Consider the following 13,561-nt stretch of genomic DNA (forward strand, 5'->3'; position numbering starts at 1 on the left):
AACAGTGCCGACTCTACTGAATCTTCCCGATCCCCTCAGGCGCGACCGGAGAAGCGCTGCAGCCGATCCGTGGAACCGGTGATCACCAACTGGTCGCCGCGGCCGATGACGGTCTCCGGACGCGCGTCCTCGAACGTGCCGCCCGGATGCTTGACGGCGACCACCGTGACGCCGTACTTCCCGCGCAGGTTGAGTTCGGCGAGGGTCTTGTCGGCGAACTTGTCCGAGCAGGCCATCCGACCGATGCCGAAGCCGCTCTCCAACTCGTAGTAGTCGGCGAGCGAGCCGACGAGAAGCCGCCCGATGCGAGCGCCCATCTCCCGCTCCGGGAGCACGACGTGATGGGCGCCGATGCGTTGCAGGATGCGGGCGTGCTGCTTGGTCATCGCCTTGGCCCAGATGCTCGGCACGCCGAGGTCGGCGAGGTTGGCGGTCGTGAGGATGCTGGCCTCGAGATTGGAGCCGATGGCCACCACCGCGCGCTCGAAGTCGCCGGCGCCGATCTGCCGCAGGGCCTCGGGATCGGTGCTGTCCGCCTGCACCACATGGGCGAACCGGTCGGACCACTTCTGCACGAGTTCCAGTGACTGGTCGACCGCCAGCACGTCCCAGTCCTGCTCGGTGAGGGTGTCGGCGACGGCCAGGCCGAACCTGCCCAGGCCGAGCACCAGCACCGTGTGCGGGTCCAATGTGCCGCGTCGTTTAACCGACAATGGGGAACTCCTCCGGTAGTTGGTAACGCCGCCTGGTGCGCCGCATGGCCAGCGCGCTGCCGACAGTCATCGTGCCGACTCGGCCGATGAACATCAACGCGATCAGGACGTAGTGGGCCGCCGTCGGCAACTGAGCGGTCAGGTTGGCGGACAGTCCGGTGGTCGAGAACGCCGAGATGGTGTCGAAGAGCACCAACTGCATCGGCTGCTCGCTGATCGTCAGGATCGCGATCATGCCGACCATCACCGTGCCGACGCCGAGCAGCGCAACAGTCAGAGCCTGCCGCTGCACCGCCACGGGTATGGCGCGATGCCCGACACGCGCCTGGGGTTCGCCCCGGACCTCGGAGATGATGACCGCTCCGAGCAGGAAGAACGTCGACACCTTGATGCCGCCCGACGTGCCGGCGCTGCCACCGCCGATGAACATCAGCACGTAGTTGATGGCCATCGTCTCCGGGCGCACCGCGGTGTAGTCGACCGTGGCGAACCCGGCGGTCCGCGGGAAGACGGCCCCGCTGATGGAGTTCCACATCTTGTCGGTGGGGTCGAGGTGCGCGAGCGTGCCGGGATTGCGCCATTCGAACGCGACGAACGTGACGAGACCGACGACGAACAGCACCAGCGATCCGCCGATCGTCAGGCGGGTGTGCATGGTCCACTCCGACGGTCGCTTCCCCCGCATCAGCTCGAACCACACGGGATAGCCCAGGCCGCCGATGAAGACACCGCCGCAGAGCATCGCCAGCACCCACGGGTCGTGCGCGAACCGGGCCGCGCCGTCGGAGTAGGTGCTGAAGCCCGCGTTGTTCACCGCCGAGACCGCGTGGAAGAGGCCGTCCCAGGAGGCGCGGCCGACGCCCTCGCCATACGAGAAATGCAACCGGAGGGCCAGGAGTACGGCGAGCACGGCTTCGAGCGCGAGATAGAACCGGACGATGACCCGGATCATCGAGCGTGCGTGTGCGGGTGTGTCGGTGTGCGCGTCGGCCTGTGCTGCGAGCGTGCCGCCGATGCCCATCCGACCGTGGACCAGCTGCAGCAGGCGCACCGACAGCGTCACGATCCCGAGGCCGCCGGCCTGCACCAACAGCAGGATCACCACCTGCCCGAACGGATTCCAGTAGGTCGCGACATCCACCGGCGACATACCCGTGATGCAGGTGGCGCTGGCCGCCGTGAACAGCGCGGTGCTGAAGTGAGCCTTGCCCTCACCTGCGGTCGTGAACGGCAACGCCAGCAGCAGCGTGCCGAGCGTGACCGTGATTGCGTAGAACACGACAATGGTCCGCGCCGGACCGAATCGGGTTCGCCTCATGCGTCACACTTAACCGCATGGAAGGTGTTGTCGGTGACCCGCTCCGACGGGGTGATGCCCGGTGACGCCCGCCCTGCTGGCCAGACTGCTCAGCGGCGAGGGCGCCGCGCTGCTCGCGTCCCTGCCGCCGTATGACGAGGCGGCGGCGTTCAGTCTCGCCGACCGGCTGCGCACCGAGGGGTTCGACGCCGACCTGATCGCCGCCGCGCTGACCCAGTCCAGGCTGCGGGCTCGCGGCGAGCGCAAGTTCGGTGACGCCGCGCACAGCATGCTGTTCACCGTCGACGGGCTGGAGCAGGCCACACGACAGCAGGTCGCACGGCTGCACGCACGGCGGCTCGGCGACTCCGGCGCCCGGCGCGTCTTCGATCTCGGCTGCGGTGTCGGCGCCGACGCCCGTGCGTTCGCCGAGATCGGCCTGCGGGTCACGGCGGTGGACGCCGATGAGGTCACCTCGTCCGTTGCGGACTTCAATCTGCGTCCCTGGGCGCATGCGACCGCACGCCATGGACTCGCCGAGAACGTCGCGTTGCCCGCGGGCAACGGCGCTCGCGACTGTGCCGTCTGGATGGATCCGGCCCGGCGTACCCCGGGTGTGAGCGACATACAGGGACGCACGCGGCGCACCTTCCGCCTCGACCAGCTCGAGCCGTCCTGGGAGTTGGTCCGCGAACTGAGCGCGGGCGCCGCATCGGCCGGCGTGAAACTCTCGCCGTCCTTCGCGCACGCACAGATCCCGCTGGGAACGCAGGCCCAATGGACCTCGTATGACGGCGAGGTCGTCGAGTGCGTGCTGTGGTGGAACGACGCGGCCTGGGATCCGGGGCGATCCGCCGTCGTCATCCACGGTCAGTTCGCGCACGAGGTGCTGGAGCGGGATGCCGAGGGCGCGAACCCGGAGCCGGCTCGGCTCGATCGCTTGCACGGCTTCCTCTACGAGGCGGACCGCGCGATCATCCGCGCCGGGTTGAGCGGGGCGTTGGTCCGTCGCGTCGACGGCGTCGAGCTCGACACCGGCGTCGGCATCGTCACCTCACCTCGTGACGTCGTCGTCCCGTGGGCCAAGAAGTACGCCGTCACCGAGGCGGTCCCGTTCAACATCAAGGCGTTGCGATCGTGGGTGCGGGACCATCGGATCGGCCGGCTGACGATCAAGAAGAAGGGCGCGTCGATCGACCCGGCACAGTTGCGCCGTCAGGTGCGTCTCAAGGGTGACAACGAGGCGACGATCCTGGTGACGCGCGTCGGTGGCGCGCAGGCAGTGCTCATGCTGCAGCCCGTCCGGTGAGTTACCGTCGATCCGTGGCTGCTTCCCGACAGGTCATCCGCGCGGCGAGCGTGTGCGTCGTGTCGGGGTTGGTCGTCGCCGGGTGCTCCTCCGGTGGGACCACGCAGGGCGGCGGTTCGCCCTCGTCGACCGGCTCGTCCGCGACGTCCGCCGCGCGTATGCCGAGCAGGTCCTCCTCGACGCCGTCCTCGACATCGTCGTCGACGTCCTCGACCGTGAAACCCCGTGCCACCGGCACCAGCTCGGCGACTCCGTCCCCATCACGCGGTTGTGTGCAACGCACCTACGACCGGATGAGTCCTGCACAGCGCACCGGCCAGTTGCTGATGATCGGCCTGGACGGCACCTCCGCTGCTTCTGCCAACGACGCACTCATCGCGCGCGAACACGTGGGCAACGTCATCTACCTCGGCGGCTGGACCGGGGTGTCCCGTGTCCGAGCCACGTCCAATCACCTGCAGTCCCAGGTCAGTTCATCCTCGACCGGCGACGTTCCCCTGTTGATCGCGGCCGACCAGGAGGGCGGCTCGGTGCAACAACTGAAGGGCGCCGGCTTCTCGCCGTTGGAGTCCGCCACGCAACAAGGACGGATGAGCGGCAGACAGCGGGTCGCCTACGGACAACTGATCGGCCGCCAGCTCGAGGCGGCGGGGGTCAACCTCAACCTCGCACCCGTCGCCGACACGGTGCCCGCTTCCTTGGGCACGCGGAATGCGCCGATCGGCAAATGGGGCCGCGAGTACGGCCACGACCCGGCGACCGTCGCGACGTCCGTCACCGACGTCGTCCGCGGCCTGCGCAGCACCGGCGTCGGTGCCACGGTGAAGCACTTTCCCGGACTCGGCCGGGTCACCGGCAACACCGACGTGACCGCAACGGGGACCACCGACTCGCGGACGACGGCGACGGACAGCTACCTGAAGCCGTTCGCGGCCGGCATCCGGGCCGGTGCCGGGGCGGTGATGATGTCGTCCGCCCGCTACGACCGGATCGATCCCGCCAACCGGGCACCGTTCTCGCACAAGATCATCACGGGACTGCTGCGCGACAAGCTCGGCTGGCATGGCGTTGTCATCACCGACGACATGAATGCCGTTGCAGTGCAGGGTCTTTCACCCGGCCAGCGAGCAGTGCGATTCATCGCAGCGGGCGGTGACATCGTGTTGACCGGGCAATCGGCGGCCGCCGGGCCGATGGTGCGGGCGATCACCGCGCGTGCGTCGTCCGACAAGAAGTTCGCCGGCCAGGTCGCTGCGTCCGCCAAGCGGGTCCTCGCCCTCAAGCAGCGGCTGGGCCTACTGCACTGCTGATGTGCTCGACTCCTCGCGGCACAGCCCCGACGTCGTCTCGCGGGCGTCCACCAACCCTTCAGGAGAGTCGATCTCGCCGGTTACCTGCCACTAACCGGCCTTGGTCTGACTCACCGGCATCGACGAATCGGCCGGCAGATCAAGCGAACTCGGAGTCAGGCCACGCTGGACCATCTGTGACCCCAGGGCGGCGACCATCGCACCGTTGTCCGTGCACAACCGGACCCGCGGCACCCGCAGGCTGATGCCGGCCGCGTCGCAGCGCTCCTGTGCCATCGCGCGCAAGCGACTGTTGGCCGTCACTCCCCCGCCGATCTGCAGGTCCCTCACGCCATACTCCTGGCAGGCGTCGATCGCCTTGCGGGTGAGGACATCGGCGACCGCTTCGTTGAAACTCGCCGCGACGTCGGCGACGGGCAGGACCTCACCGGCGTTCTGCCGTTCCTGCACCCAGCGGACCACGGCGGTCTTCAACCCGGAGAACGAATAGTCGAACCGGTGCCGCTCCAGGTCCTTGCGCGTCGTCAGCCCCCGCGGGAAGCGGATGGCGGCCGGGTCGCCCTCGGCGGCCGCACGTTCGATGTGCGGCCCGCCCGGGTAGGGCAGGTCGAGCACGCGGGCGACCTTGTCGAAGGCCTCACCGGCCGCGTCGTCGATCGTGCCACCGAGTTCCTCGACATCGGAGGCGATGTCCCGCACCAGCAGGAGGTTGGTGTGGCCTCCCGAAACCAGCAGCGCCACAGTCGGTTCCGGCAACGGCCCATGGTCGAGTACATCGGCACACACGTGCGCGGCGAGGTGGTTGACGCCGTACAAGGGCTTGTCGAGGGCCCAGGCGAGCGCCTTCGCGGAGGCGACCCCGACCATCAGCGCACCAGCGAGGCCGGGGCCGGACGTGACTGCGATCGCGTCGACGTCGCGCAGGCTGTGCCCCGCCTCCTCGCACGAGCGCTTGATCGTGGGCAGCAGCGCTTCCAGATGGGCGCGGCTGGCGACCTCCGGCACGACTCCCCCGAAACGGGCGTGCTGGTCGACGCTGCTGGCGACGACGTCGGCGAGCAGGGTGTTGCCACGCACGAACGCGACACCGGTCTCGTCACAGGAGCTCTCGACGCCGAGGATCAGCGGTTCACTCATGAGAAGTCCCCTCGAGGTGCGCACGCATCACGTGCGCGTCGACGTTGTCCGGCTGGTAGTAGCCGCGGCGGGTCTGGATGTGCTCGAATCCCGCTCGCAGGTAAAGGTTTCGGGCCGGTTCGTTATCGGCGCGCACCTCCAGGAGCAGCGCCTGCGCGCCGCTGTCCCGAGCCTGCTGCGTGAGCCGCTCCAACAGGACGCGGCCCAGTCCGTGGCCCTGTTCTGCGGGTGCGACGGCGATGGTCATGACGTCCGCGGTGTTCCCGGCACAGTCGATCCCGCCATACCCGACGATGCGGTCGGCACCGGTCGCCACCGTGTACTGGCGCCGCGGGCGGCCGGCCAGCTCCGACCACCACGACCGCGCCGACCACGCGTCGTGCGCGAACAGCTGCTCGTCGAGCATGGTCAGCTGCTCGATGTCCGGCCACTCCATCTCGCGCAAGGCCACCGTCATACCCGTTGCCGCGCCTCTGCCCGCCATTCCGGTCATCGCTCCGCTGCGATCCTCGCGTCGGTCGGCGCTCACCGCGGCAGCACCGACTTCTGCGCGGTCGCCGGCTTCGCGTCCGGCTGCCGCAGGTAGAGCGGCTGCACGGGCAGCAGCTCGCGCCCGGCGGCCAGCTGCTGGATCGTGTATGACGCCACGCCACCCGCCGGCGCGTCGAGCGGCAACAGCGCCGCTGCGAAGGCGTCCGGGTAGAGCTGCGGACCACGACCAGCGGCAGGCAGGGCGCGAATCTCGTCGGGCAGTTCGGCGGGTCGGCACACCTGCGGCATACCCGAGACGCGCTCGACGCCGTCGGCGGTCGCGCGGTAACGCGCCCAGTAGACCTCTTTGCGGCGTGCATCGGAGGCGATGACGAAATCGCTCGGTGTGCCCTGCTCCTGCGCCGCCGCGTGCGCCAGTGCATCGAGGCTGCAGATGCCGTGGACCGGGAGGTCGAGTGCCAGGCCGAGCGTCGTCGCCGTGGCGATCCCGACGCGCAGGCCGGTGAACGGACCCGGGCCGACACCGACGGCGATCGCGGTCAGGTCGGCGGGCGCCCGGCCGGCCCCGGCGACGACCGAGGCGATCATCGGGGTGAGGGTCTCGGCGTGACGCCGTGAGTCGACCAGTGACTCCTCGGCGATCACCGTCGTCCCGTCGTGGAGGGCGACGGTCACGGCCGAGGTGGCGGTGTCGAGAGCGAGCAGCAGCACCGGACAAGGGTACGGCGCCCCCGGTCCCCCACCGAATGACGGCTTCCTCGGCCGTCATTCGTGGACGAGTTGCTCGACCAGCGCCTCGAATCGCGTTCCGGTGGGGAGCAGCGTGACGACCCGAGCATCACCGTCGGGCTCGAGCACCAGCTCCAGGTGCGACTCGGCGAGGTCCTCGGCCAGCCCGGACCCCCACTCGACCACGGTGACGGACGAGGCGATCTCGGCGTCGAGGTCGAGGTCGTCGAGTTCGGCGGAGCCGCCCAGCCGATAGGCGTCGACATGCACCAGCGACGGGCCGCCGACCAGCGACGGATGGATCCGGGAGATGACGAACGTCGGCGACGTGATCGGCCCGCGGACGCCGAGACCCTGGGCCAGGCCCTGCGTCAGGGTCGTCTTGCCCGCGCCGAGACCGCCGGTCAGCACGAGCAGGTCGCCCGCCCGCAGCAGAGCACCCAGCCGCGCACCCCACTCCTGCGTCGCGTCGGCGTCCGCCAGCCGCACCCGGGCGGTCATTGCTCGGCCCTGTCCCGCGCCGACCGTTCGGCCCGCTCGAGGAACGCCAACAGTTGGGCGCTGAGCAGGTCGGGCGTCTCCAACGGCAGCACGTGCCCGGCCCGCTTGACCACGACCAGCTCGGCACCCTGCAGCGCGCGGGCGAGACTCTCGCCGTGTGCGATCGGTGTCATCCGGTCGCGGATGCCGTGCATGATGAGCGTCTCGATGCCCTCGAAGACCGGCAATGCCGCCTCTCGCTGGTGCTCCATCAGCGTCGGCAGGAACGCACCGATCACCTGCAGGCGGGTCCCGAAGATCATCTCCGCAAGATCCCGGATGACCGGTTTGGGGACCGGGCCACCGAACGAATACCGATGCACCAGAGCGGATTCGACGTTCCGGCCGAGCAAGCGCGCCACGTTGAACGCGTTCTGTTGCCGGTCGGCACGCGCCACCGCACCCGGCCCGAGCCGATGCACGACGCCGCCGAGCTGCTTGCCCAAGCCGAAGTTGACCTCGGAGAGGCCACCGGCACTCGTGCTGATCAGCGCGACACCGACGGTCCGTGCGCGCACCAGCTCCGGCCGTTCCTCGGCGAGCGCCATCAGCGCCATACCGCCCATCGAGTGACCGACCAGCGCAATCGGCCCCTCGGGGATCGCCTGCTCGATGACACCCGCCACGTCGCGGCCCAGCTGCGCGATCGTGTACGACTCCTCGTCACCCTCCCCCGATCGGCCGTGCCCGCGCAGATCCATACTGACCACGCGATAGCCGGCGTCATGTATGGCGCGACGCTGTTGCGCCCACACGGCCTGACTGTGCGCGTAGCCGTGCACGAGCAGCACGGTCGTCGCCTTCGCCCCGTCCTCGGCCGGTTCGTCGATCTCGACGTAGAGCGGGACGCCGTCGTCCGCGACCACCACCGACCCCCGCTGCTCGAGATCGGGGTCGTCCGGCGGGCGCAATGCGACACGGTCGTTGCGTCGCGACCGCAGCACCCGGTCGGTGGCGAGCCCGGCAGCCGTCGCGGCACCGGCAGCCGCCACCCCGATTCCCAAGCCGATCAGTCCGCGTCGCGAGCTCATACGTCGCCGAGGTAGATGCGCGGCAGCCGCGAGCTCATCCGGGTGACGATCTCGTAGCTGATGGTGTCGGTGGCTGCGGCCCAGTCCTGTGCCGTCGGTTCACCGTCGGCACCGCTGCCGAAGAGCACGACCTCATCGCCCGCACGCACGGACAGGTCACCGACGTCGACCACGAACTGGTCCATGCAGACCCGCCCGGCGATGGTGAACTGACGACCGCCGACCTGCACGGGGCCCTTGGACGAGGCCGCCCGCGGCACGCCGTCGGCATACCCGCAGGGGACGTCGATCAACGTCGTCTCGCGCGACGTGACGTAGGTGTGTCCGTAGCTCACCCCCTGACCGACCGGAACCCGTTTGGTGACAGTGACATTCGCGGAGACGGTCATCGCCGGCACCAGCCCGAAACGGGACGGCCCGCCGATGTCCGGCACCGGCGACAGGCCGTAGACGGCGAGCCCGGGGCGCACCATGTCGAACGCGGCCTGGGGTGTCGTGAGCGTCGCCGCCGAGTTGGACATGTGGCGCACCTCGAGGTCGAATCCGGCACGCTCGCAATCGCGCACGGCGTCGGCGAAGCGCACCTGCTGCGCCTGCACCGTCGGGTGCTGCGGGGCGTCGGCGAACGCGAAGTGGGTGAAAACGCCTGTCACCGTGACGGTTCCGTCCGCAACGTGCCGCTGCGCGGCATCGACCAGCAACGGCCAGTCCGGCCCGAACGCGCCGTTGCGCGCGAGCCCGGTGTCGACCTTGAGTTGCACCCGTGCGGTCCGGCCGGCCGCGCGGGCCGCCGCCGCGACGGCGTCGAGCTCCCAGACTGCCGGCACGCCCAGGTCGATGTCCGCGGCGATCGCCGCGCCGAAATCCATGCCGGGAGCATGCAACCAGCTCAGCACCGGGACGGTGATGCCGGCGTTGCGCAGCGCCAGCGCCTCCTGCAACTGGGCCACCCCGAGCCACTGCGCGCCGCCGCGCAGCGCGGCTCGCGCACTAGGGACGAGGCCGTGTCCGTACGCGTCGCCCTTGACGACGGCCATCACCATCGCGTCGCCGGCGTGCTGTTGCAGTACCTCGACGTTGTGGGTGATGGCGTCCAGATCGACGATCACTCGCGCAGGCGCACCACCCTGCAACGCGGGAGCTTGGTCATTCACAGGGGCCAGTGTGGCACCTCGACCGAACGGTGCTGCGGACCCGTCGGGCTGGTGTCCGTCCGGCGTCAGGACGGCAACCGCAGCAGGTGCGCGACCGTACGGCCGAGTTCGTGCGCGACGTCCATCGCGCGCACCGGGCCGCCCGGATTCGCCCGGTCACCGGCGACGCCGTGCACCAACGCACCGAGCGCGCCCGCGCGCAGCGGGTCCAGGCCGGCGGCAAGCAGCGCACCGCACACGCCACCGAGGACGTCACCGCTGCCGGCCGTTGCCAGCCACGCGGGTCCGTCCGCCTGAGTGATGACGGGCATTCCGCTGTCGGTCGGCGGCACCACGGCCGTGACCGCGCCTTTGACCAGCACGGTGCACCGCAGCCGGTCGGCGACCTCGCGCGCGACGACCGTCGGCGCCCGATCCACCTCGTCCGCGGTGAGCTCACCGCTCGCCCCTTGTATGCCGAGCCGGCCCGCCAGCCGCAGGAGTTCGCCCGCGTGCGGTGTCAGCAGGGTCGGCGCGGTTCGCGGCTGCTCCAGTAGGTCCAGGCCACCGGCGTCGAGCAGCACCGGCAGGTCGGAGGCGAGCGCGTCACGCGCAGCCGACAGTTGCTCCGGTGACGCGTCCTGCAGGTCCATCCCGGACCCGATCAGCCACGCCTGCACGCGGCCCGCGCCGAACACCGCCTCCGGCACGGCCTGCCGCAGCAGGGCGGTCGGTGCGTCCGGTCCGACATACCGGACCATGCCGACGCCGGCGGTGACGGCGGCCGTGGCGGACATCAGCGCGGCACCCGTGTAGTGCTCGCCGCCGGTGATCACACCGAGCACGCCGCGTGAATACTTGTCGTCACCAGGCGCCGGAACGGGCCAGTTGCCGGCGACATCGACGTGCGAGAACCGTTGCACCGCAGCACTTTCGGGCTCCGGCACGCCGATGTCGACCACCGTGAGGAGACCGACGGCCTGCTCGGTCGCCGGCATGAGGTGGACCGGCTTGGCCAGGCTGAAGGTCACGGTCTCGTCGGCGAAGATCGCCTCGCTGCGCACCTCACCAGCCGGGTCGAGCCCGGACGGCAGGTCCACGGCCAGGACCAGCGCGTCGTCGGCGATCAGGTCGGGCAGGTCGCCGAGGTGCGCCGGCAGCCCGGGTCGTCCACCGATGCCGAGGATCCCGTCGATCACCAGCTCCGCCACCGCGAGCGCCTCCAGCACCTCGGCGGATGCTGCGCCGGAGCGCCACTCGAGGGCGACGACACCGTTTCCCCGGGCGGCGTCCAACGCCTGCTCGTGGGTGTGCGGACCGACCAGCACCGCGATGACATCGGAACCGTCCGCCGCGAGACGGGCCGCGGCGTACAGGGCGTCGCCGCCGTTGTCACCGCCACCGGCGAGCACGACGACGCGACCAGTCCCTTCCTCGGACAACCGCGCCGCGGCGACCTGCGCCAGCCCTGTCGCGGCGCGCTGCATCAACTCACCGTCCGGCAGCGTCTGCCGGACCGCATCCTCGGCGGCGCGGACCGCCGGCACGTCATACGCCCGAATCATGGCTTGGAACCTCAGCTTTCGGCGATCACCACTGCGGATGCGATGCCCGCATCGTGCGAGATCGACAGGTGCAACGAGCGTATGCCGAGCTGCTGTGCCCGGGCCTCCACCGAACCGTGCAACTCCAGCGACGGCTTGCCGGCGTCGTCCTTGACGACGATCGCGTCGACCCAGTGCAGCCCGACGGGCGCACCGAGCGCCTTGGCGAGCGCCTCCTTCGCGGCGAAACGGCCGGCCAACGAATTCGGCGGCAGGTCCCGCTCCTGCTCCGCGAACAGGCGCATCATCAATCGTGGCGTCGCCTCGAGCTTGGCCATGAAGCGCGCCACGTCGACGACGTCGATGCCGACCCCGACGATCATGAGGTCTCCATATGCCGAGGGCGAGCAGGCTTGCAGCGGGCTGCTCGACCAGCTTGGGTGCTCATTCCACGGTCACGGACTTGGCCAGGTTGCGCGGCTGGTCCACGTCCAGACCCTTGGCATTGGCCAGCTCCATCGCGAACACCTGCAACGGCACCGCGGTGAGCAGCGGCTGCAGCATCGGTGACGTGCGCGGCACCCGGATCACCTCGTCGGCGAACGGCTCCACCGCGGTGTCGCCGTCCTGCGCGATGACGATGGTGCGCGCACCGCGAGCGCGGATCTCCTGGATGTTGGAGACGACCTTGCCGTGCAACCCGTGCGGGGTGTCCGGACCGGGCACCACGATGAAGACCGGCTGGCCGGGTTCGATGAGCGCGATCGGTCCGTGCTTGAGCTCACCCGCCGCGAACCCCTCGGCGTGGATGTAGGCGAGCTCCTTCAGCTTCAGCGCGCCCTCGAGCGCGATCGGGAAGCCGACGTGCCGGCCGAGGAAGAGCACCGAGCGGGTGTCGGCCATGAAGTGGGCGATCTCGCGGACCCGGTCCAGCCGGTCCAGCACTTCGGCGATGCGGTCGGGCGCCTCCTGCAACTCGGCGAGCACGGCGCGCGCGTCGTCGGCATACGACTCGCCGCGCAGCTGCGCCAGGTAGAGACCGAGCAGGTAGCAGGCGGTGATCTGGGCGAGGAAGCCCTTCGTGGAGGCGACGGCGATCTCCGGCCCGGCGTGCGTGTAGAGGACCGCGTCGGACTCACGCGGGATCGTCGCGCCGTGCGTGTTGCAGATCGACACGGTCAGCGCACCCAGGTCGCGGGCGTGCTTGACCGCCATCAAGGTGTCCATCGTCTCGCCGGACTGGCTGATCGAGACGACCAGCGTGCGCTCGTCGGCGATCGGGTCGCAGTAGCGGAACTCGTGGGCGAGGGCGACCTCGACGGGGATGCGGGTCCAGCGCTCGATCGCGTACTTCGCGATCATCCCGGCGTATGCCGCGGTGCCGCACGCGACGAAGGTGATCCGGTCGACGTCCCGCAGTTGCGCCTCGGAGATGCGCAGCTCGTCCAGCACCAGCTCGCCGGTCTCGTCGGTCCGTCCGAGCAGCGTGTCGGCGACGGCCTGCGGCTGCTCGTGGATCTCCTTCTCCATGAACCAGTCGTGACCGCCCTTCTCGGCGGCGGCCGCGTCCCAGTCGACGTGGAAGGTCTTGCCCTGTGCCGGGTCGCCGTCGAAGCCGATGACGTCGACGCTGTCCGGGGTGATGGTGACGATCTGGTCCTGCTCCAGCTCCATGGCCTCGCGGGTGTAGCCGATGAACGCCGCGACGTCGGAACCGAGGAAGTTCTCGCCCTCGCCCAGCCCGACCACGAGCGGGCTGTTACGGCGGGCGCCGACCACCACACCCGGCTGGTCGGCATGGATGGCGAGCAGCGTGAACGCACCCTCCAACCGAGCGACGACCTCGCGCATCGCTGCGGTCAGGTCCCCGTCATACGCACGGGCCAGCAGGTGCGCGACGACCTCGGTGTCGGTCTCGGAGGTGAATTCGACGCCTGCGGACTGCAGCTCGGTACGCAGCGAGTGGAAGTTCTCGATGATGCCGTTGTGGATCAGTGCGAGCTTGCCGTCCGGGCCACCGAGGTGCGGGTGCGCGTTGGCGTCGGTGGGTCCCCCGTGCGTCGCCCAGCGGGTGTGGCCGATCGCGGTGCGCGAGGCCTGCAGCGGGTGCTGGTCGATCTCGCCGGTCAGATTGGCCAGTTTCCCCGCGCGCTTGCGCGACTCGATGGCGTCATCGGCTACCAGCGCGATCCCCGCGGAGTCGTACCCGCGATATTCGAGTCGGGCCAGGCCCTCCATCACCACATCCTGGGCGCGAGAACTGACCTGCGAGCCGACATACCCGACGATTCCACACATGAGGGCAATTGAACCCGATCGACGGACC

14 protein-coding genes are annotated in these 13,561 nt (G+C 69.9%); 2 read left to right on the top strand and 12 right to left on the bottom strand.

What is annotated here, in order from left to right:
• Positions 1–35: 35 nt before the first annotated feature.
• Together ACZ50J_RS17270 and ACZ50J_RS17275 are read right to left on the bottom strand one after the other, a co-directional pair.
• Entirely contained in the window at positions 36–713 is a 678-nt protein-coding gene (locus ACZ50J_RS17270) for a potassium channel family protein (RefSeq protein ID WP_464298391.1), read from the bottom strand.
• Positions 703–2,031 carry a TrkH family potassium uptake protein gene (locus ACZ50J_RS17275; RefSeq protein WP_464298392.1) on the bottom strand — a complete coding sequence of 443 codons (1,329 nt, stop codon included), beginning with the start codon at positions 2,029–2,031 and terminating at the stop codon, positions 703–705. The genes ACZ50J_RS17270 and ACZ50J_RS17275 overlap by 11 nt, the downstream gene beginning before the upstream one ends.
• A 61-nt stretch (positions 2,032–2,092) precedes the next feature.
• Between ACZ50J_RS17275 and ACZ50J_RS17280 the strand changes: the two genes are divergently transcribed.
• Positions 2,093–3,319, top strand: coding sequence for a class I SAM-dependent methyltransferase (locus ACZ50J_RS17280; protein ID WP_464298393.1), 1,227 nt, complete (start codon positions 2,093–2,095; stop codon positions 3,317–3,319).
• Between the two features lies 1 nt (position 3,320).
• On the opposite strand, the gene ACZ50J_RS17285 is transcribed toward ACZ50J_RS17280, so the two are convergent.
• Positions 3,321–3,551 (bottom strand): hypothetical protein, encoded by a 231-nt coding sequence (locus ACZ50J_RS17285; RefSeq protein WP_464298394.1) that lies wholly within the window; start codon positions 3,549–3,551, stop codon positions 3,321–3,323.
• Between the two features lie 61 nt (positions 3,552–3,612).
• On the opposite strand from ACZ50J_RS17285, the gene ACZ50J_RS17290 reads away from it, so the two are divergent.
• On the top strand, positions 3,613–4,629 hold the full coding sequence (locus tag ACZ50J_RS17290) for a glycoside hydrolase family 3 N-terminal domain-containing protein (protein WP_464298395.1): 1,017 nt from the start codon (positions 3,613–3,615) through the stop codon (positions 4,627–4,629).
• Positions 4,630–4,719: 90 nt separating this feature from the next.
• Here ACZ50J_RS17290 and tsaD read toward each other — a convergent pair whose 3' ends face one another.
• The 9 genes from tsaD to glmS form a co-directional block, all read right to left on the bottom strand.
• Positions 4,720–5,766: a tRNA (adenosine(37)-N6)-threonylcarbamoyltransferase complex transferase subunit TsaD gene (gene tsaD, locus ACZ50J_RS17295; protein ID WP_464298396.1), complete on the bottom strand. Its 1,047-nt coding sequence runs from the start codon at positions 5,764–5,766 to the stop codon at positions 4,720–4,722.
• On the bottom strand, positions 5,759–6,295 hold the full coding sequence (rimI, locus tag ACZ50J_RS17300) for a ribosomal protein S18-alanine N-acetyltransferase (protein WP_464298397.1): 537 nt from the start codon (positions 6,293–6,295) through the stop codon (positions 5,759–5,761). The genes tsaD and rimI overlap by 8 nt, the downstream gene beginning before the upstream one ends.
• A complete protein-coding gene (tsaB, locus tag ACZ50J_RS17305; protein ID WP_464298398.1) occupies positions 6,292–6,969 on the bottom strand; it encodes a tRNA (adenosine(37)-N6)-threonylcarbamoyltransferase complex dimerization subunit type 1 TsaB in 678 nt (225 codons plus the stop codon). Before tsaB ends, rimI begins: the two co-directional genes overlap by 4 nt.
• A 54-nt stretch (positions 6,970–7,023) precedes the next feature.
• Positions 7,024–7,488: a tRNA (adenosine(37)-N6)-threonylcarbamoyltransferase complex ATPase subunit type 1 TsaE gene (gene tsaE, locus ACZ50J_RS17310; RefSeq protein WP_464298399.1), complete on the bottom strand. Its 465-nt coding sequence runs from the start codon at positions 7,486–7,488 to the stop codon at positions 7,024–7,026.
• Entirely contained in the window at positions 7,485–8,558 is a 1,074-nt protein-coding gene (locus tag ACZ50J_RS17315; RefSeq protein ID WP_464298400.1) for an alpha/beta fold hydrolase, read from the bottom strand. The genes tsaE and ACZ50J_RS17315 overlap by 4 nt, the downstream gene beginning before the upstream one ends.
• Entirely contained in the window at positions 8,555–9,712 is a 1,158-nt protein-coding gene (gene alr, locus ACZ50J_RS17320; RefSeq protein ID WP_464298401.1) for an alanine racemase, read from the bottom strand. Before alr ends, ACZ50J_RS17315 begins: the two co-directional genes overlap by 4 nt.
• A 65-nt stretch (positions 9,713–9,777) precedes the next feature.
• On the bottom strand, positions 9,778–11,256 hold the full coding sequence (locus ACZ50J_RS17325) for a bifunctional ADP-dependent NAD(P)H-hydrate dehydratase/NAD(P)H-hydrate epimerase (RefSeq protein WP_464298402.1): 1,479 nt from the start codon (positions 11,254–11,256) through the stop codon (positions 9,778–9,780).
• Between the two features lie 11 nt (positions 11,257–11,267).
• On the bottom strand, positions 11,268–11,618 hold the full coding sequence (locus ACZ50J_RS17330; RefSeq protein WP_464298403.1) for a holo-ACP synthase: 351 nt from the start codon (positions 11,616–11,618) through the stop codon (positions 11,268–11,270).
• A 61-nt stretch (positions 11,619–11,679) separates the two neighbouring features.
• Positions 11,680–13,533: a glutamine--fructose-6-phosphate transaminase (isomerizing) gene (gene glmS, locus ACZ50J_RS17335; RefSeq protein ID WP_464298404.1), complete on the bottom strand. Its 1,854-nt coding sequence runs from the start codon at positions 13,531–13,533 to the stop codon at positions 11,680–11,682.
• Positions 13,534–13,561 lie beyond the last annotated feature (28 nt).

It is taken from the genome of Flexivirga sp. G2, from assembly GCF_055397625.1.